This is a genomic window from Psychroflexus aurantiacus, assembly GCF_010820555.1.
Lineage (GTDB): Bacteria > Bacteroidota > Bacteroidia > Flavobacteriales > Flavobacteriaceae > Psychroflexus > Psychroflexus aurantiacus.
This window is the reverse complement of the sequence record NZ_JAAIKD010000005.1, coordinates 295,586-315,433: the sequence shown is the minus strand read 5'-3', so window position 1 is coordinate 315,433 and position 19,848 is coordinate 295,586. Positions and strand designations below refer to the sequence as shown.

Genomic DNA, 19,848 nt, shown 5'->3' with positions numbered 1-19,848 from the left:
TTATATAAACTGCATTAAAACGACAGTTTATATTCAGCGTTAGTGGCAAGTTGAACAAAATGGTACAAGTGCAAAAAATAAAAACAGATACAATTCAAAAAGAAATCCAACATATTAATGTTGATTCTTTAAAAACTGAGATATTAAATACATCTGAAAGTCCCATTTTTATAAAAACTATAACAGAGCAAGGCATTGACTGGGGATTTATCATACCAACTATAATTGCATTGATTTCTACTGCAATAGTAATATATGACCGAGTTAAAAAATCTAAAATTGGAGCAAAGATTTTAAGTATTGCTTACTCCCCAAAAGCGACTTTTAATGGAATGGGAATGGACCAAAAACCTTTTACAATAAAAGGACAACAATATTTTTTTAAATTTTCTATTCAAGTAATTCAAAAAAACTTCTTTTTTTATGATGTAGAGATAAAAGTTAAATATCCCAAGGACAATAATCAATATGATGCCAAAATATTTTGGTCAGACCCAATAACTTGGAATTTTGACGACGGCAAGACTTTTGACTTACGTATTCCCAAAAATGATTTTTTGTGGTTTAATAATACATTACCCTTGAACATTGTTTCATTCCAATATATTTCATTTATGGTTGAGGTAGATAAAACGGAAATGATTGAGGAAATCGAAATCATTTTTATCAAACCCGATGGAAAAAAGAAAAAGATAAAACCAATAAAAATCTCTAGAATAGACCCAATGAAAGCACTGTTTGACAAAGAGATTTGGATTGAAAGAAAATAAAACCAGCCACTAACACCGTATAAAATTAATTGCTAGTGCGAGCTTACTTACGAAAATCCTCGCGGATTTTCTATTCGGTTTGTGTTTGCTAAATTAGGTGCTTAAACCACGCAACTAATCTTATACAAACACGTTGTAAGTCATAAAAATCAAAATGGATATTTCTTTCGAACACTTGCTTATAAATGAATTTAAGGTTACCCGAATTCATGGTATAAATGCGTTTGATGAACTCATTAAAGCTCAGAATCTTCTTCCTTCATACCACAATTTACTCGAAACAGCTAAAAATGAAAGTCATGAAGAGTGGATGCAAAATGCTGGTACAACTGGAAGTGAAATACGATTCCTAGAAGAACAAGCTTTTCGACATTTATCTAAAGCAGTAATCCTTTATCAGTCATCCATGGAGGCTATTGTAGCATTGGCAGAATCTCACCATGAAGGCTTAGCTACTCAATTGAGAGATATTAAGGGCTTCAAAAATAGATGGGAAAATGCTTTAACGTATTTTGATGAACCCACTAAAGAATTTCAAAAATACGAGTCAGAATTTTATAAAGAATTAAGAATTCCGCTGACTCATTTGACTCCTAATAGGCAGGACAGGCTAAACAAAATAAAGTTGATCAGTTACAAAAAAGTATATAACGGCTTTAGAAATGGATGGTGGAGCTTTTTACGACTCCAAAGAGGCTTAGAACTAACTGGAGATAATTTTGAAGATAATTGGAGGTTAATTTGCGAACGAGGATTAAATCATAAGTCGTTTATGGAAGATCATCCCGATAATATTGAATAACTACTTACAACATCTAGTATAGCAAATAGCTTTTGTAGGCTAAACCCAAAGTTTTGGTATATTTATGAACATAAAAGATAAACTCTAAAAGGTAATCTTGTATTTACACGCTACTTGCCATACTAGAGAACCGTTAGCCTTCATTAAATAACCACCATTAACAAACATTGAAAATGACCAAAAAGAAACGCACTTGGAAATTTTGGACTGGAAGAACCTTGCTGGCACTACTAACTCTCGGAGGACTATGGCTGACCAATCTTATATGGTTCCATCCTTTTAGCATCGATCATTTTTATGAAAAGGTATTCGTAGAACTTGTATTAGATAGTCCAGAAACAACAACACAATTGGGTATTCCGGTCATTTATGACTGGTCTAAAGATGAACTCGATGATATTTCTGATACCAAACAGTGGGAAAACTTCAATAAGGCCAAAGAAGATTACGAAACGCTAGTAAGTTATAATTATGAAAATCAATCGCCAGAAGATCAACTCAACACGGCTATTTTAGGGTATTATATGATGATAAATACGGTAGAAGCTGAACCTTTTTTCTACCATAATTATCCGGTTAATCAAATATATGGTATACAAAGCGGTTTGCCCAGTATGATGGAAAGTTATCATAAACTCGATGATGTTAGTGACATTGAAGCATATATTTCACGTTTATCAAAATTCGACATTAAATTTTCTCAACTTATAGAAGGTCTCAAAATAAGAGAATCAAAAGGAATCATCACGCCAAAATTCATCAATAACATTCTAATTATCGAAATGAAGGGATTTGTTGGTATTAAAACGGATAGTTTAGGGCAGACAACTACTAAACCGAATGCTATTACTTCAAATATTCTTTATACCAATTTTGAAACCAAAGTGGATGCATTGAAAGAAATTTCAAAAGAAGAAAAGACGCAATATAAAAAAGAAGTTGCTGCTTCAATTGAGACATCGGTTTTTCCGGCTTATAAAAATCTTATTTCATATTTTGAAAATCTAAATTTAAAAGCGACCAATGATGCAGGTGTATGGAAATTGCCCAATGGCGATGCTTATTATCGCCACATGTTAAAGCTAAATACCACTACAGATTATACGCCAGAACAGGTATATAGCCTAGGGCTTTCTGAGGTAGATAGAATCAAGTCAGAAATGTACGCTATACTAGAGGCAGAAAACTATGCAGATTCTACCAAAACCTTAGGACAAATTATTCAACAGCTTAATACAGAAGAACGATTTCTGTATCCAGATTCCGATGAAGGGAGGGAAATGATTCTAGCCGATTACAAAAGTATCATTGATAATATAAGCCAAAACATGAGTAAGGCTTTCAACATTATGCCAAAGGCAGGTTTAGAGGTAAAACGTGCTCCTGAATTTAAGGAAGCGGGTATGGCTTTAGGTTATTATGAAAGTCCCGCAATGGATGGATCGAGAGATGGCGTTTTTTTTGTCAACCTGAGGGATACGAAAGAACATGTGAAATTTTCTGTGAAAACATTGGCCTATCACGAAGGCATTCCCGGGCATCATTTTCAACTGGCCATACAAAATGAACTTCAAGGTATTCCAACGTTTAGAACAGTTATTCCTTTTACAGCATATAGCGAAGGCTGGGCACTCTATGCCGAACAGCTGGCTTGGGAATTGGGTTTTTATAAAAATGACCCTTTTGGTAATCTAGGCAGGCTGCAGGCAGAAATGTTTAGAGCGGTACGTTTGGTTGTTGATCCAGGGATCCATTATAAAAAATGGACACGAGAAGAGGCAATTGATTATATGGTCGAAAATACAGGCTTGCCTACATCTGATGTCACCAAAGAAATTGAACGTTATATCGTTGCACCTGGACAAGCCTGCGCCTACAAAATTGGAATGATGAAAATCTTAGAATTACGAGAAAAAGCAAAACAAGAACTTGGGAGTCGATTTGATTTGAGGGAGTTTCACAATGCAGTTTTACAAAATGGCGCTATGCCTTTAGATGTTTTAGAGAAAACTATCAATGACTATATCAAAGTAAGTTTGGAAAATAATAATACCTAAACGCTAAAGAAAAATGAAATAAACAAAAACAAAGGCTAACAATGTCTATAAAAAATAGGCGAAACCGGAATAAAATCCAGGCTTATAGCTCGAATCAAATTTCATTCTTAACCGACAGTTTCATGTTTCGAAATCGCCTACTTTTCATATACTAGTCGTTGTAAATAATAAATATGATTAAAAAATTAATTAAATATCCTACAGCCTATTTAATGTCTATAGTAGTCATATATTCCGTTTATGATTACTTTGAACATATAGGTAGAAGCGATTCGACTTTTGAAGAACATCCTTGGTATTGGCTTTTATTTAGTATATCTGCAGTATTATCATTGATTGTAATTGTGCTCCTTGTCAAAAACATTATCCAGAGGATTTTTAAACATAAAAATTTAGTCATTGAAGTTACAGCTATTGGAATTTGGCTAGCACTTTACATTTCGATTTTGGGCCCAATTATTAACAAGTTATTTTGGCCATTTGACAATTTATATTTTAGCTTCAATTTTGGTCCTTTTTTTATTATACTAATTGGCTATTTCTTAATTAGAATTGTTATTAATCTTATCATGAAAAAAAATGTTTTGTATTCGAAATAATTACTATTTACAACAATGTATATAAGCCATTAAAACGGCTCATATACAAACCGTTGTGTTTCATTATGACCAACCAATAACCAATGATAAAATTCTTTAGAAAAATTAGACAAGAATTACTGACTGAAAATAAGTTCAGTAAGTATCTACTCTATGCCGTTGGCGAAATTACTCTTGTAGTAATAGGCATTTTGATTGCTTTACAAATTAACAATTCCAATGAACTCTCAAAGCAGAATAAGTTGATGGAAACCTACCAAAACAGCTTAATAGTTGAACTGAAAAGCGATTTGGAAAAAATAAAAAAAGAGGACAGTATTACCAACGCTTATCGAACAAGAAATCTAGAATACCTTAACTATTATAGAAAACAAAACAGGGACATTACGATTCTTAATAAAAAAATGGATAGTATTAAGCTAATGTTTATTAGTAAGCTAACTTCTTCAACATATACCATTGACGACTTAATTAGCACAGGCAATCTTTCATTATTTAACAAAGAAAAAAAAGAGGCAATTTTAAAGGTTAAAAATGTTCTGGACTTTTATGGTCAAGCTTATGCAGAGGAAATGCAAAAATGGAATCTCAGCACTATTGAGTTTCAAAATGCTATAGATTTAACCAAATTTATGGGCTCAATTTTCGCAGGAATAAACAGTGAAGATGATAAACTTGAGGATTGGCGATATGATTCAGAATCAGAGCAATTTAGACTTTTTGGTAATCAAGCGCATACCACATTAAGAACTTGTAATTTTCAAATTGCTTTACTTAAAGAAATAAAAATAAAATCAGAAAACCTATTAACTATTTTAGAAAACGACAAAACGAACAAATAACGAAAGCACAGCAATGGCTATAAGTAATTACTAAAACTCGCAACTAACCATATACCAACCCTTGTGCTTAATTATCAGAAACAGCTAACCAATGATAAAATTCTTTAGAAAAATTAGACAAAAACTACTTTCTAAAAATAAATTCAGTAAGTATCTGATTTATGCCATTGGAGAGATTATACTTGTAGTTGTGGGAATTTTAATTGCATTGCAGGTTAACAATCTTAACGAGCAACGTAAAAAACAGGATTTAAGAGAAAACTATGTCAATTCGCTCTTAATTGATTTAGAATCAGATATTGTCTTACTTGAAAATCAAATTTCGACATTCAATACAGAGTTAGAAGTACACACTTCTTTATCCAAACGATTGTCGTCATCTGATGCCACTTTTGACACGATAAGAAATATTGCACGATACGAATTTCTACCGTATTTCACTCCATCCAATAACTTGAATTTGAATACATATAATGCGCTGATTTCTACTGGAAATTTAGACTTAATACAAGCACCTTTGAGAGATAAAATTCAAAAACATAATGCCGAACAAATTGAAACTCTTCAGACTATTGACTTGAATTTTAAACTATTGGCAGAATTGGGCTACAAATACATTATTCAATTCCCAATAAATGTCGAATTCAGTGCCATCAAGGGTACACAAATGAATTCGGTATGGGAACAAATCGATGAAAACGAATTAAAGACAAACTTAAATGGAATATTAACAAGTAAAATCACAATTTATATTCATACCAATCGCTTGAGACAACGTTTGATTGAAAAAACAAAGACTCTTGTAGAAGAGATTAAGAATTATGACAAATAACGAAAGCACAACAATGGCTATACGTAATGCGGGCTTAAGTGCTGATAGGAACGTAATTACATTAATTAAACTAACTGCTTAACGGAAAGTGAAATGCCTTGAAATCACGCACTAAACATAGCCGAGACCGTTGGCAATAATTATGAAGAAAATGACGAATAAAGTATTCTACCTTACAATTTTCATATTGAGTTTTCTTTCTTGCAAAACAGAAATGAAACCTAAAACTGAGATTCTTGAAAGCGAAAAAGCTGAAAAAATTGATATTCTCGCAAACCGCTATCTTGATTTAGGTCGCTTCAGTGGAGTTGTTTTGGTAACCAAAGGCGATACAATTCTTTACGGAAATAGTTTTGGTTTAGCGGACTATGAAAACAATAGATCCTTTTCCAATAAAACCACTTTTAAAATTGGGGAAATTTCTGAAATAATTACTGCGAATATTATTAAAGAAATGGCTAAAAAGGAGAAATTCAAATTAACAGACAAAATTTCGAATTACATTCCAGAATTCAAATCAGACCTCACAATTAATGATTTGCTAAATCATAAAACGAATTTACCAAGCTTGCAAACTATTCAAGAACAAAATCCAGAGCTGGAATATTCAACTATCGATTATGCGAACTTAGCACTTCAATCATCTGAAAAAACCAAACGAAGTGATTTAAACTATAATATTTTGGGATTGCTAATAGAAAAAATAAGCGGTAAAACCTTTCAAGAAAATATAGAAAATTATAGCAAGGAATTGAGTTTAGAAAACACATATTTTCAAAAAACTGATTCATCCTTAGCAGTTGGCTATCTATATCATAACCATCAAGGCAATGGACTTGAATTACAAAAAGCACCTGTTTCTAATGATGATATTACATTTAGTAGCAAAGGAATAAAATCAACAGCAAATGATTTGGCAAAAATCATAAGTTCAAATTTTTCGGATAAATTAGAAATTGATGGCTATTATGACGGTTTCAGTTATTCGGTAGTTAATAATATACAGGCCCAAATTGCAATTGTTGTTCTATCAAATCGCAGACATCCAGTTGCAAAGGAAATTTCAAATAGTATTGAATCGATACTTGAAAATAAAGAATACTCTCTTCCTTTGGAAAGAGAACAAATTGGCATTGACAAAAATTTGTTAAAGGGTTATTCGGGATTCTATTCTCTAAACGAAAATATGAATTTAGAAGTCATCAATGAAAATGATAGTCTATTTGTAATGATGGGACCAAATAAAATACATTTATTGCCTCAATCGGAAAACCAATTTTATATGAAACAAACAGATGGAGCTATGCGGTTTTTGAGAAATACAGATAATAAGGTTAAGGAAGTTGAATTATTAGATGGATTTTTAGAAGGCAATAAAATTAAACGCGTGAAAAAATAACTATTGCCAGCATCGACAAAAAAGAAAACATAATCCACCGTTATCTTGTAACTTTAAGTAATGAACACCAATTAAAATAAGACATGGCTACTTTAAAAATTCTAAAATCATGGTTCTATCCTGTTACACCCTTAACGGTTGTAACACCTTTTAGTATTGTTATTGCTATTTATACTATCTATCTTGGTTTTACTCTTGAGAGTCCTGCAATTATTTATCCCATTATTGTTGTACCCATCACAATGCTTATTGTTGGCTTATACGTTTTAGACCGAATCCTTATAAAAAAGCTTTTTCCTTATTACGTACTCATTATAGCAGAACTAGTATTGCTCGCTGGTGGCTATTTACAAATTAATTATGCGAATAGTACAACCGATATTCATATAACAACTGACGAAGATTATATTTTCGTGCTGTATGATGCCCATGAGAATTCCTTGGACCGCTTCAAAAAAAAAGGCTTATTTAGCAAAGAGCTGCTGATTAACGGTAACATCGTACACTTGGATTCATCACTGCGTTACAGAGACGATATACGTATCTTCCCTCCCGATAGTTGGATGAGTGTTTATGGAGATCGTGGCAACTACTTTTATAAAGGAGACACAATACCTTACATCTACAAGTTAAGAAGTCGACAAGCCAACGAATATGCACGTACTCAACAAGCCTATATTGATAGCTTACTGACTCTGATATTGCAAAAATAAGTAAGAAAAAATCCGAGTGAACAAACCAGTTCGGGTATTAACAACTAGTTATTTAAACGTGAGGATACCGAAGCAAAAAAGTCTCCTAACATTCTCGCCGAGTAATCTCCTGCCCACATGTTGTTCTCCTTTTCTTATTTTATGAATCCCAATAACTTACTGTTGCCAACACCGTGTATAATTAATTGCTAGGTCACTGCCGACTTACGAACATTCCTTCGGAATATTCTATCTGTGATTTATTTGCTAAATTACGTGCTTAACCACGCAACTACTCATAGCAGAGACGTTAGATGCAATTGTAGAAACAAGCTACAATATTTATATTAATAACAAAGAAGTAAATGCAAAGTTTATGGAAACAAACAAAGAAACTTTTCCCGAAGGTCATTTTATCAATAAATGGACTGGACTGGGTATAGCTATCTTCTCTGGAATCGGGATACCAATCAGCATTATTACCGGTAACCTTGGCCTTATCGGAATCGGACCAGCAATTGGCGTTGCAGTTGGGGTGTCTGTTGGACAGTCAATGGAGAAAAAATATGCCAAAGAAGGACGAATAAGACCTTTGAACGATCAAGAAAAAAGAAAGCGAAAGATGACTACGTATGTTGGTCTAGCTATAATGATACTAGGATTAATTACTTTTTTATTAATCTATCTTTTAAAGTAAATACACCTAACAGCGCCTACATCCCATGCGGGTTTGGTTGTTTACGAGGAAGAACTGAGTTGAAGAAGAAATTCTTATTTTAGATATCAATCTTGGTAACGATCCCCACTGTGCGTAGCCGCAAACCGTTGGCATTCATTGCAGAACTCACTCAAATTCGAAAAAATGACCAAATTTAGTACCAATAGAAATTTGATAATTGTAGATTTTGCAATTGTATCTTACTTTATTCTGATTTGGTTAATTAAATATTATAGAATTGATTTTGTTTTAATTGGAGTTTTTATAGAAATGTTGACAATACCATTTCTTATTGCCCAAATTGTTTTTTTAGTCATTGGAATAAAATATTTAATAAAAAATCAAAGAAATTTATTGACAATAATAAGTGTTTTATCATTAATTATTTGTGCGATTATTACAATATGAAGTTTCTTTTAAACACGATTTGAGTAAGTTTATAAAAAACCGAATTATAAGCTGAATTGACCTTTCACTTAATTTCTCACTCAATCGGAATTGAAAAAGTTTGCTGAACAAACCGCAGACCGAATTTACTAAAATCAGAATGCTGGATTTCGATAAAATAGAAATAAAACAATAATCTGAAAAAAAACAACGAAATGGCAACACCTAGAATAATTAATGGCTGGTTATCGCAGACTTACGAATCCCGATAGCTATCGGGATTCGCTGATTTTCTATTCGGTTTTTATTTGCTAATTAGGTGCTTATACACGCCACTAATCATACACAAACACATTATACCCAATTACAACCACAAAGAGGCTGACTCATTTCTTATTGTAATTCAATTAATAAGACTTCATCAGAAATATTGCCTGGACCAACCCCTATGGTTTTCACAAGAATATCCGTATCACCTTTACCATTAATTATTTGAGTTGTATTAACATCAACAAATCTCCTGTAATAAGTAGTAAAACTAATTGTCCCATTTTGATATACAACACTCGTTGCTCTATTCTTTAAATCAATGTAAGAAAGTTGCGGAAATAAATCCTCAACTAAAAGAGAATCAAGACCTTTTTCAATTAATTCATTAAATGTCACTCCATTTTCTGAAAATATTAAAATTGTGAATGGAGCTTCTGTATCAATAGGTACAAAATTGATAACAAACTCACTTCCAATTTCTTGAGATTTAAGTGTTTTAGCCGCTGCCTCTAAATCATAGGCAAAATTCTTAGCATTATCACTTATAGAAGAACAAGATGTTGAAAAATTAACAATCATAACTATCATAAATAATCTTGATAGTTTCAAAATTCTAGTATTATTTAGTGTTTTATTCATCTATTTGTTTGGTTTTATTTGTAAACCTACAACATTATTATTTAAGGAAACTAAATGGGTATAACACCGTGTATAATTAATTGCTTGGTCACTGCCGATTTACGTATATCCTGCGGAAAATTCTATCTGTGATTTATTTGCTAAATAAGTTGCTGCACACGTAACTAACCATTCACCAAACGTTGTAGGTAATTAAAAAATGAAGACATTTCTAAACCTAATATTTGCTGGAATCTTAATTTCAGTAAATGCTCAATCAGTCGAATTGAATGACATTAGATTGAATGGAAATATTCCTTTTCAAATTAATATTAATGAGTTAAAATCTTTGGCTAAACAAATTGACAGTATTAAACTAATTCCTGAATTAATGGATATGTCAATAGCCGACTCAATAATATACATTGGAAAAACGCACTTTGAATTTTATAAAGTTTCTCAAAAATGTGAGTTGAGCGTAGTTTATTTTGACGAAAAAATTACTGAACTTAATATAGGTAAATTAACATTGTCAAATAAAACGACCGAAAAAGATATTTCTGAATATTTTAAATCTGACTGTAGTTCAACAAATTTCATTGACATATACGGAGAAACTGAAAAATATATAACTTGTGGAATCCCATTGACGTTAAATGGAAAAATGACTGACAATCGATTACTATTTTTCTTTCTGAACGGAAAATTAAAACGGATTGACTTATGGGAACCGAGTTAAAAAAACGACCCACAACACCGTATAAAAATAATGCTTAATTTAGTGCTTAATCAAGAGTCCGTGCATAATTTAAACTAAATGAAACCTACCTCTAATGATAACCTTTTTTAGAAGATTGAGACACAGTATACTTTCAGAAGGGAAAACCGTGAGGTACCTTAAATATGCTCTTGGAGAAATTGTGCTGGTGGTAATTGGAATTTTAATTGCTCTTCAAATCAATAATTGGAACGAAAGAAGAATTCAGCATGAAAAAGAAAAGGAAATCATTACCAGCGTAAAAAATGATCTAAAACAGGATCGGGCTTTTATTCAATTTACAATAGAAGTCATAGAGCCAAAAATAGAGGCCTATAGTACTTTAAACAGAGACCTGTTCGATCTTTACCAGAATGATAGAAAATCACTAGATTCTATCTTCAAAATTTATTTCTCCACAAACAGGACATTTTACCCAATACTAGGCTCCTATCAATCTGCTGTATCCGGCAATCAACTCACTAATTTTAGAAATAAGAAATTATCACAACAATTGATCAAATTATACAATTCCACCTATGACAGGTTAATAGATAACGGTCAAATTCTGGACGAAAGATGGGCTTTTATAAGTAAAAAGTATAGTCATGAAAGAAGAACCGGATCTTTTCGCGATATGGAACCTGAACAACTATCTGAATTCCTTGATGACCTGTATCATCATTACGTTCAATTGGAGTGGTATATTAATCAATTAAAATTAGCCGCAGTCAAAATTGATAAGATCATTATAGAAAATAAAGTGTCTATATATTAACGAAAGCACGACATCTGATAACTGATAAGATCGGCTATAGTTATATCTTATTCGGGAATTATGAAGATAAAGGAAAAATTAGAACCAACATCTGTATGATGAGAGGAGTAGTCAAAGATTTGGCATTCCTTGATGAAATAAGAGATCTGACCCAAAAGCAATAGCGGGTAAAAAAGCCCGCTGCCAACAATGTATATAAAAAATAAGCGAAACAGTAGTAAGTTCAAAGGTTTTAGCTCGTATCAAAGTTCTTGATTTACCGAAAGTTTAGTGCTTTGATACCGCTTACTTTTCATATACTAAGCCTTGTGCTTCATTACCAGAAACCGCTAACCAATGATAAAATTCTTTAGAAAAATTAGACAAAACTTGCTTTCAAAAGGTAAAACTGTAAAGTATTTTAAATATGCAATTGGAGAGATTGTTCTTGTTGTAATTGGAATTTTGATTGCGTTAGGAATAAACAATTGGAATGAAACTCGTAAAAATAAACAAGCAGAAAAGGTTGTATTAAATAATATTCTTGAAAATCTAGTTACTGATTCAAAACAATTCAATTATTATGAAACACAATTCGAACAGATTGACAACTTACATTTAGAATTATATAAATTCGGAATAAAAAATGAAAATATTGATTCCATTTCAGAACCTGCGCTCATAAGAAGAACTTTGTACTTTAAACAACTAATAGGTTCTGATTTTAAAGAAAACATTTATACAATAAAGAACACAAAAATTAAAGACGCATTAACCTCTTACACAAGTAGTATTAATGATATGGAAAATGTTTATTGGATAGAACTTGTGCCTTTAATAAACGAAAAGTTAAAACCATATCTTGCTCAAGAAGAACTTTATAACGCCAAGAATTGGTTTGAATTGAAAAAGAGAACTTTTGAAGACTATACATTTGAGGAGATAAAAGGCAAAGATATTATCGACAGTGAAAAATTTCTAGCATTGTCAAAAACCAAGAAGTTTCATCAAATTTTGTTTGAGGTTAATGTGAAATGGAGTGATTTCTACACTAGACTCAAAACAGTAATAGTAGAAAACGAAAACTTGAGAAAACTAATAGAATCCGAATTGAAAAATTATTAAATAACGAAAGCACAACAACGCATATAGCCTTATGGCGGGTAAACGGCTACCAGCAGGGTTTTCGCTTCGTATCCAGCTTTGGTTTCGTTGGACAGGAAAGTGCTTCGAAACCGCCACAGGCCATATGAAAACCGTTAGGCATAATAACCACGCATTACATAGTAAAAATAAAAAACTGCAGATATTAATAAATCTGACATTTATTATTTTACTTGAATTATAGAAATCTGTTTTAAATGAATTTACATAAATCCATCGGCTATACTTCTGACTGGTATCACACGTTATTATTAAGCCTAATGTTGGCAACAACGATTGTAGTCGTTCTAATTTTTCTTCAACCATTTGATATTTACACGAATCAAATAGAGTATAAAAACATAAAGCTGGTTGGTTATGGAATTTGTATCATCCTACCAGTATTACTGATTCATATTTTTGAGGAGTTTTGGTATAGACTCACATTTGGAAAATGGCATATTTATCAAGAGCTAGTTATCTTGGTTTCGGGATTTTTATTGATTTCAAGTACTGCCTATTTCTATAATGTTTTAGTTGTCAATGACCTTAATATTAAACTGAATCATATGCTGCAATGGTTCACAAACTTCGGTCTACCCTTTGCCCCCATTTTTATTCCATTTTGGGTCTATCTTCGATTAAGGTTTAGTAAAATTATTATACAACCAGACATTGATAAAAATGAAAAGACAATTTCGATAGAAGGGTATAACCAAAATGAAGTAGTAGAATTCCTGGAAAAAGATTTTCTTATGGCAAGAGCACAATCAAATTATGTGGACATTTACTACATAAGAAATGAATTGCCTAAAAAAGAAATAATCCGATCAAAATTTGTTGATATAAAAAATAAAATTCTATCAGCAGAACAAGTACATAGGTCATACTTAGTAAATCCTTTACAGATAAATCAGATATACGGAAATACCCGTAAAGGTTACATCAAGATAACTAAATTGGAAGAAGAGGTTCCTGTATCACCAAAATATTTTTTAGGGATAAAAAAGTATCTGCAAAATCAATCTTAAAAGTCAAGCTGATTTCACAAACTTCAAACTCATCCCAAAAGCTTCAAATCTGTCACTTTATTTTTTTCATAAAGTAACTGCTCACGTTCTTTACTAGAATACTATTGTAATCTAATTCAAGAAATGAACAAAACACTTAAAAATTTATCACTGGCAGCAGTCATCATTTTTGGCCTTTTATTTACCAGCTGGAAGGTCTTTAACTATTATTGGAGAACCAAAAACACTGTAAGTACATTTAAGAATTTTAAAGAACCTAAAACCGTGAGCTTTTCTAATATAAAGTGGGTTTCAGGATCATATGGGGATTTAAAAACGGAAATTAGTTCCTTTTTCGTAAAGGTAAAGCTGAATGGTATTGATGATTCTTTCTATATGCAGTTTGATACTGGGACGTCTCAAAGTAAACTCTATGGTAAGACTTTAAATGCCCTAAAATTAAAGTATCCTTCTTTTGAGTTCAAGAAAAGTCAGTCTGGTAATTATTGGTTAGAGTCTTCAACCTTATCAATAGGGGCCGCTAGTCTCCAGGCAGACAATTTGTTGGTGTTATCTGAGCTCGGGAGTGCTGAAATAGACAGTTCATTTACGGTTCTTGGTACGATTGGTTATGATGCTATTTTTGGGAGAAAATTACTACTCGATTTCAAGAAAAATAAATTAGCCATTACAAACCATAATCTCAAAGAGTTAGAATATAAATTTAATGAAATTAAAGGCGCTAGTGTAAATCAATTCCCAATCTTATTCCCTGCAAAAGTTGATGGTGAGAATGTGCAGCTCACATACGATACAGGCTCCAGCATGTTTCCACTCATCATGGATAATCAAAAACTACAAAATATAGAAAGCGCCGGATCGATAGATACGTTATGTTGCATAACTAGCTGGGGAAAATCTTATGATTTTTACAGAAGAAAGTTAAACACTGATATCAAGGTAGGAAAATTAATTGAAGAGACACCTTATGTGTACTCTTCAAATAGCATGTCTCCCTATGATTTTTTTCCCAATTGGATAATGATGGGGCTAGCAGGGAATAAAATGTTCTTGGATAAAGTCATTTTGATTGATACTAAAAATAATATCTTAGGGATAGGTGAATGATATGAACTATGCCCAACACTAAATATAGGTCATTGGGCAAATAGTGCTAAAGTTGAAAATGATTACATTTGATAAATACATGTTTCGAATTGCTAGTTAAGAGCCGCGAAATGGCCAACGCCATATATTCTTAACGTTTTGCTTCATTAAAACCATCCAATAACCAATGATAAAATTCTTTAGAAAAATTAGACTAAAACTACTCTCTGAAAATAAATTCAGTAAATATCTGATTTATGCGATTGGAGAAATTGTCCTTGTAGTTATTGGAATATTGATTGCACTTCAGATTAATAATTGGAATGAAAAGGAAAAATTAAAAGCAGAAGAAATCAAGTTTCTTATTAACTTTAAACAAAGCCTAAATACAGATATAGAATTTAACAATTTCAGATTTGAAAAATATGCTCTTACTAAAGAATCTATTACCTTTTTAATAAATTATATTGAACAAGACTTACAGTATCAAGACACTTTAAAATACCATTTTGGAAGAATTACTCAAACTTGGACACCTAAAATAAATACAGAGGTATTTGAAGCCCTAAAATCCAAAGATTTAAACCTAATATCTAACGATGAGTTAAGGGACAAATTAATCAGCTATTATTCTTGGTCAAGCAATGTATTAGATTCACAAATCAACAAATACGTTCAAAGGATAGAAGATGCCAATATACCTATTTTTAGCACACGATTTAATGCTTTGTGGAATGGGAACTATGAAAAATATAGAGTTACTGAAAATTTTGACGATTTGCAACTTGAAATGATCCCTAACAATTTTAATGAACTCAAAAAAGATAAACAGTTTATGTATTTCCTTCGTAGTTTGAAAAATCAATTTTATTGGGAAGTAGAAGTAAGTCAAAATGATATAAATAAAAGAATTAATCATCTAATAAAATCCATTGACACTGAATTAGAAATAAGAAAAGAATAACGAAAGCACAACAATGTATAACCACAATTACGGCGGATTCGACTACGTCCGAATCCACTCTGTAATTGCCAAAGTCAGCGCTTAACCAAATTTAATTGTAAATTTATCCCTGACTGACGGTTATACGAGACCATTAGCCTTCATTATGACAACCTGCTAACCAATGATAAAATTCTTTAGAAAAATTCGTCAAAATCTACTTTCAGAAAATAAATTCAGCAAGTATTTGTTATATGCAATTGGAGAGATAATTCTTGTAGTCATTGGAATCTTAATAGCCTTACAAATCAATAACCATAATGAATTAAATAAACAAAGAGCGAAAGAAATACAGTTCTTGAAAAATATAAAAAGTGATTTGATTTTTGAAGAAAAAGAACTTGAACGCCACATTGGAATTAGAGAAGGTATTGTGAACTCTGCTCAAATAGCACTTGAACATTTTAAAGGAAAGCCCGTGGAGAATATTCAAATGTTTAATTACCATGCATTTAATGTCGGAATCTGGCAAGAGTTTAAACGAAACAACAACACATTTGTAGAATTACTAAACTCTGGAAATTTTACAATAATCTCAAACGAATCAATAAAAAGTGGGCTTTTAAATTTAGACATAATACACAATCAAATTATATCAAACCGAGAACATTTAAGAAATGATATGGAGCATTATTTTTATGACCCTTGGTTTAAAACTGTTGATTTAGACCCATTAGCAGAAAGCTTTTTGTTTTATGCCAGTAAAAAAGAATTTGATAATAATATAAAGCTTTCAAGACAAGAATTAGATAGACTTTTAAATGACACGATTTTTAAGAATGGATTCGTTCTATCAGTTTTTACTAATTCATTAATAATTGATGACTATAAAAAAATGATTGAATTGAATAAACAAGTTGTTGAACTGATAAATAAAGAAATAACGAAAGGCTAACACTGTATAACCGCAATCACGGCGTATTCGACTACGTCCGAATCCACTGGGAATTGCTAATGTCAGTTCTAAATCGAAAAATTTAAGTACTTTAAACCCTAACTGACGGTTATACGAACACGTTGGCAGAAAGCCAAAAAATCATGATTCAGAAAACAATGTGACTAAAATATGGCAAAAGAAAAAAATAAATTTCAAAATGCTAGCTCATTAAATCCCGGGAAAGATTTTCAGAAAATTGATGTGGAAGGCGATATTTTTAAGCAGATCTTCAAATATTCAACAATTCCAACCTTAGTTCATGATATAACTATGAATATTATTAATGCAAACGATAGTTTGATAGAAGAGCTTGGTTATTCTAAAGATGAATTACTTAACAAAAGTGTATTTGATTTACATCCCGAAGATGAAATCAAGCATTCACATGTGGTTTTAGATAAAATGAAGCATGAAGAGAGAATGTTTGTAGAGACATGTTTTAAGAGAAAGGATGGATCTGTCTTCATAGCAGAAGCTACACCTTGCAAGTACCTTGTAGGAGACAAACCTATAATTCATGTTTTTATTCAAAATATTACATCACGTAAAAAAGCGGAACAAAAGCTAAAGAACTATAGAAAAGCATTAGAGGAAGAGGTAAATAAAGTAAAACTACAATCCAAAGAAATAAAGCTAAGAAACCAAGAACTGAAAGAATTTGCTTTTATAGTTGCGCATGATTTGAAGGCACCTGCTACCAACCTTAGTACACTTACCTCTATGATAGATACAGATGCGTTTACGGACCAGCAAAATAGAGAGTTATTTGATAATTTGAAAAAAAGTATAAATCAATTACACAAAACAGTATTTACGCTGAACGATGTTATCAACTTTAAAGCCACCTTGAATAATAGAAGTGAAAGCTTGAAATTTGAGAATATCTTCAATGGAATAAAAAAGAGTATTGCCGAACAAATTAAAACCTCTAACGCCACTTTAAGAACCGATTTTTCTAAGTGCCCTATAATTGTTTATCCTCACCTGCATTTAAAAAGTGTTATGCATAACTTATTGGTTAATGCAATAAAGTACCGAGACCCTAATAAGGCATTAATTATTGAAGTAAAAACAACTAAACTTAATGGAAGAGTTTGTCTAAAAGTAAAAGATAACGGACTTGGATTTGATGCTAGTAAATATAGAAAGAAAATGTTCGGTCTTTTTAAAAGGCTACATACACATGTAGAGGGAAAGGGTATTGGAATGTATATAGTTAAAACAATTATTGATACGCACGGAGGGGAAATAGTAGTGAAAAGCAAGCCCTATGAAGGAGCATTGTTCAAAGTTTATTTAAATGAAAAATAAAATGAAGAAAGTATTATTGATAGAAGACGATAAAATAACAAATTTCTTATCTAAAGAAGTCCTGAATCGTGCTGGATTTACTGAAGTTAAAGAAACACTCAACGGAATGGAAGCCCTTAGATATCTTGAAAAGGACTGCCCTGAAATTATTTTCTTGGACATAAATATGCCAGTGATGGATGGATGGGAGTTTTTGGCTGAAAGAGAAATTAAAGAACTTTGCATGAATGCAAAAATATTTATGTTGACATCTTCAGGATATCCAGATGACAAAATAAAGGCTTCTAGTTACATATCTGTAATTGATTACTTTGAAAAGCCTCTCACAGAGGAGAAACTTGAAGTAGTAAAAAAGAAGATAGCTAGTTAATTTGAGGTAAATTATTATATTGAGTGTTTATAAAATAATAAGTGAATTAACTCTGCTGAGAATTTCTATTAAATGAGGTTTGGAAAAATTCTAATAGAAATATTGGCTTAATGAATGTCAGCTGCCAAGAATGTATAAAAATTATAGCGGTTTTAGCCCCAAAAAAAGTTAGAAATATAAAAAAGTCTGTATTTAATCGAAAAAATTAGTACGTAAAAATCCGCTACTATTCTAGTACTAGATCGTTGGCAATCATATTAAACGATCATAATATGGAAATTAAAACTCTATTTTTAGCTGCATTCTGCTTTTTACTTACAACGTCTATTTTTGGTCAGAACCAAGAAAAATACGCTCAATTAATCGAAGAAGCCTCAAGTTTATTCGAATCCAAAGACTATCTACTGTCTGCAGAAAAATACAAAGCAGCGTTTGAACAATTTGAAGAACAGATTAACACACGCGACATTTACAATGCAGCCTGCGCATATGCCTTGGCAAATGACCCAAAAAGCTCGTTTGACCTTCTTTTTCATCTAGCAAATGAGGCCCAATACAAGAACTATTGGCATATTGCTACAGATTTAGACTTAAAAAAGCTGCATAATCAAGAAGGATGGTCTGAGTTAATGGAAATCATCAGACACAATAAGAATGAGGCAGAGGGTATCCAAAGAAATGAGATCTCAGATCTATTAGACGAAATTATGCTTAAAGACCAGGGTGGACGAAGAGAATATAGAGCTATTATAGCTGTGCATGGATACGAGGCTACTGAAACAGAAAGAGTGAGACGCCAAGTCTGGTTGAGTGATTCTCTCAATGTAATCAAAGTAACAAATTTGCTCGACAGTCTAGGCTGGCCATCACTCAAGCAAATAGGTAAACCAGGAAGTAATGCAATCTTTTTGACCCTGCAACATGGTGATATGAAAACCCAGGAAGAATATCTACCTGTTCTCAGAAAGGCAGTAGCCGATGGCAAAATAGCCGCTGGTGCCTTAGCTTTACTGGAAGATCGTTTAAGTCTTAGACAAGGTAAGCGTCAGGTTTATGGAACCCAAATTGCCAGAGACCCTGAAACCGGAGAAAATTACGTATCTCCTTTGATGGAACCGGAAAAAGTAAACGAAAGAAGGGTAAACGTTGGTCTAAAACCAATCGAAGAGTATTTGGTAAAATATGGAATCGACTGGGATACGGAAAAGCATAAAGCACAAATCAAAAAGATTGAATCAAATGACAAAAATTAGTTACCCAAATAATATCGTCGGCGGTTATAATAATCAAATTCAATAAATAAAATGATTTGCCAACAACAGCTACAAGCAATAGTTTGGGTTTGGGATTTATTTTATAAATTTACGACTTATAAATAAGGGCAGTGCTTTTTTTGTCGCTACTGAAAGATACACTTCCCGTTAGCTGCAAGCTAAAAAAACCAAAAATTAAAGAATATTTTAGGAA

19 protein-coding genes are annotated in these 19,848 nt (G+C 32.0%); 18 read left to right on the top strand and 1 reads right to left on the bottom strand.

The window, feature by feature from the left end; translation table 11 throughout:
• Positions 1-68: 68 nt before the first annotated feature.
• From G3567_RS10895 to G3567_RS10860, 8 genes are all read left to right on the top strand, one after another.
• Entirely contained in the window at positions 69-770 is a 702-nt protein-coding gene (locus G3567_RS10895) for a hypothetical protein (protein WP_164005353.1), read from the top strand.
• A gap of 154 nt (positions 771-924) precedes the next feature.
• A complete protein-coding gene (locus tag G3567_RS10890; protein WP_164005352.1) occupies positions 925-1,572 on the top strand; it encodes a hypothetical protein in 648 nt (215 codons plus the stop codon).
• 173 nt (positions 1,573-1,745) lie between these two features.
• Positions 1,746-3,629 carry a DUF885 domain-containing protein gene (locus G3567_RS10885; protein WP_164005351.1) on the top strand — a complete coding sequence of 628 codons (1,884 nt, stop codon included), beginning with the start codon at positions 1,746-1,748 and terminating at the stop codon, positions 3,627-3,629.
• 682 nt (positions 3,630-4,311) lie between these two features.
• A complete protein-coding gene (locus tag G3567_RS10880; RefSeq protein WP_164005110.1) occupies positions 4,312-5,070 on the top strand; it encodes a hypothetical protein in 759 nt (252 codons plus the stop codon).
• A 91-nt stretch (positions 5,071-5,161) separates the two neighbouring features.
• Complete coding sequence (locus tag G3567_RS10875; RefSeq protein ID WP_164005350.1) at positions 5,162-5,902, top strand: DUF6090 family protein; 741 nt, start codon at positions 5,162-5,164, stop codon at positions 5,900-5,902.
• A gap of 214 nt (positions 5,903-6,116) precedes the next feature.
• Positions 6,117-7,301, top strand: a complete 1,185-nt coding sequence (locus G3567_RS10870) for a serine hydrolase domain-containing protein (protein ID WP_235923569.1) — start codon at positions 6,117-6,119, stop codon at positions 7,299-7,301.
• Positions 7,302-7,384: 83 nt separating this feature from the next.
• Complete coding sequence (locus G3567_RS10865; protein WP_164005348.1) at positions 7,385-8,014, top strand: hypothetical protein; 630 nt, start codon at positions 7,385-7,387, stop codon at positions 8,012-8,014.
• Between the two features lie 355 nt (positions 8,015-8,369).
• The gene (locus tag G3567_RS10860) at positions 8,370-8,690 is read left to right on the top strand and encodes a hypothetical protein (protein ID WP_164005347.1); all 321 of its coding nucleotides are present in this window, start codon (positions 8,370-8,372) and stop codon (positions 8,688-8,690) included.
• Positions 8,691-9,491: 801 nt separating this feature from the next.
• On the opposite strand, the gene G3567_RS10855 is transcribed toward G3567_RS10860, so the two are convergent.
• A complete protein-coding gene (locus tag G3567_RS10855) occupies positions 9,492-10,007 on the bottom strand; it encodes a hypothetical protein (RefSeq protein ID WP_164005346.1) in 516 nt (171 codons plus the stop codon).
• Positions 10,008-10,206: 199 nt separating this feature from the next.
• Here G3567_RS10855 and G3567_RS10850 point away from each other — a divergent pair, with 199 nt between their 5' ends.
• The 10 genes from G3567_RS10850 (at position 10,207) to G3567_RS10805 (ending at position 19,634) form a co-directional block, all read left to right on the top strand.
• Positions 10,207-10,725, top strand: coding sequence for a hypothetical protein (locus tag G3567_RS10850; RefSeq protein ID WP_164005345.1), 519 nt, complete (start codon positions 10,207-10,209; stop codon positions 10,723-10,725).
• Positions 10,726-10,819: 94 nt separating this feature from the next.
• Entirely contained in the window at positions 10,820-11,521 is a 702-nt protein-coding gene (locus G3567_RS10845; RefSeq protein WP_164005344.1) for a DUF6090 family protein, read from the top strand.
• A gap of 336 nt (positions 11,522-11,857) precedes the next feature.
• On the top strand, positions 11,858-12,625 hold the full coding sequence (locus G3567_RS10840; protein ID WP_164005109.1) for a DUF6090 family protein: 768 nt from the start codon (positions 11,858-11,860) through the stop codon (positions 12,623-12,625).
• 236 nt (positions 12,626-12,861) lie between these two features.
• A complete protein-coding gene (locus G3567_RS10835; RefSeq protein WP_164005343.1) occupies positions 12,862-13,674 on the top strand; it encodes a LytTR family DNA-binding domain-containing protein in 813 nt (270 codons plus the stop codon).
• A 123-nt stretch (positions 13,675-13,797) separates the two neighbouring features.
• A complete protein-coding gene (locus G3567_RS10830; protein WP_164005108.1) occupies positions 13,798-14,781 on the top strand; it encodes a hypothetical protein in 984 nt (327 codons plus the stop codon).
• 166 nt (positions 14,782-14,947) lie between these two features.
• A complete protein-coding gene (locus tag G3567_RS10825) occupies positions 14,948-15,724 on the top strand; it encodes a DUF6090 family protein (RefSeq protein WP_164005107.1) in 777 nt (258 codons plus the stop codon).
• 163 nt (positions 15,725-15,887) lie between these two features.
• On the top strand, positions 15,888-16,658 hold the full coding sequence (locus G3567_RS10820; protein ID WP_164005106.1) for a DUF6090 family protein: 771 nt from the start codon (positions 15,888-15,890) through the stop codon (positions 16,656-16,658).
• A gap of 171 nt (positions 16,659-16,829) precedes the next feature.
• Complete coding sequence (locus tag G3567_RS10815; RefSeq protein WP_164005342.1) at positions 16,830-18,011, top strand: sensor histidine kinase; 1,182 nt, start codon at positions 16,830-16,832, stop codon at positions 18,009-18,011.
• A gap of 1 nt (position 18,012) precedes the next feature.
• Entirely contained in the window at positions 18,013-18,381 is a 369-nt protein-coding gene (locus G3567_RS10810) for a response regulator (RefSeq protein WP_235923568.1), read from the top strand.
• Between the two features lie 272 nt (positions 18,382-18,653).
• Complete coding sequence (locus tag G3567_RS10805) at positions 18,654-19,634, top strand: DUF6624 domain-containing protein (RefSeq protein ID WP_164005340.1); 981 nt, start codon at positions 18,654-18,656, stop codon at positions 19,632-19,634.
• Positions 19,635-19,848 lie beyond the last annotated feature (214 nt).

Coding starts and splice junctions, on each gene's coding strand:
- G3567_RS10835 (WP_164005343.1), top strand. CDS start 12,862: ATGAATTTACATAAATCCATCGGCTATACTTCTGACTGGTATCACACG.
- G3567_RS10860 (WP_164005347.1), top strand. CDS start 8,370: ATGGAAACAAACAAAGAAACTTTTCCCGAAGGTCATTTTATCAATAAA.
- G3567_RS10845 (WP_164005344.1), top strand. CDS start 10,820: ATGATAACCTTTTTTAGAAGATTGAGACACAGTATACTTTCAGAAGGG.
- G3567_RS10810 (WP_235923568.1), top strand. CDS start 18,013: ATGAAGAAAGTATTATTGATAGAAGACGATAAAATAACAAATTTCTTA.
- G3567_RS10855 (WP_164005346.1), bottom strand. CDS start 10,007: ATGAATAAAACACTAAATAATACTAGAATTTTGAAACTATCAAGATTA.
- G3567_RS10890 (WP_164005352.1), top strand. CDS start 925: ATGGATATTTCTTTCGAACACTTGCTTATAAATGAATTTAAGGTTACC.
- G3567_RS10880 (WP_164005110.1), top strand. CDS start 4,312: ATGATAAAATTCTTTAGAAAAATTAGACAAGAATTACTGACTGAAAAT.
- G3567_RS10830 (WP_164005108.1), top strand. CDS start 13,798: ATGAACAAAACACTTAAAAATTTATCACTGGCAGCAGTCATCATTTTT.
- G3567_RS10820 (WP_164005106.1), top strand. CDS start 15,888: ATGATAAAATTCTTTAGAAAAATTCGTCAAAATCTACTTTCAGAAAAT.
- G3567_RS10805 (WP_164005340.1), top strand. CDS start 18,654: ATGGAAATTAAAACTCTATTTTTAGCTGCATTCTGCTTTTTACTTACA.
- G3567_RS10825 (WP_164005107.1), top strand. CDS start 14,948: ATGATAAAATTCTTTAGAAAAATTAGACTAAAACTACTCTCTGAAAAT.
- G3567_RS10870 (WP_235923569.1), top strand. CDS start 6,117: ATGAAACCTAAAACTGAGATTCTTGAAAGCGAAAAAGCTGAAAAAATT.
- G3567_RS10885 (WP_164005351.1), top strand. CDS start 1,746: ATGACCAAAAAGAAACGCACTTGGAAATTTTGGACTGGAAGAACCTTG.
- G3567_RS10875 (WP_164005350.1), top strand. CDS start 5,162: ATGATAAAATTCTTTAGAAAAATTAGACAAAAACTACTTTCTAAAAAT.
- G3567_RS10850 (WP_164005345.1), top strand. CDS start 10,207: ATGAAGACATTTCTAAACCTAATATTTGCTGGAATCTTAATTTCAGTA.
- G3567_RS10865 (WP_164005348.1), top strand. CDS start 7,385: ATGGCTACTTTAAAAATTCTAAAATCATGGTTCTATCCTGTTACACCC.
- G3567_RS10840 (WP_164005109.1), top strand. CDS start 11,858: ATGATAAAATTCTTTAGAAAAATTAGACAAAACTTGCTTTCAAAAGGT.
- G3567_RS10815 (WP_164005342.1), top strand. CDS start 16,830: ATGGCAAAAGAAAAAAATAAATTTCAAAATGCTAGCTCATTAAATCCC.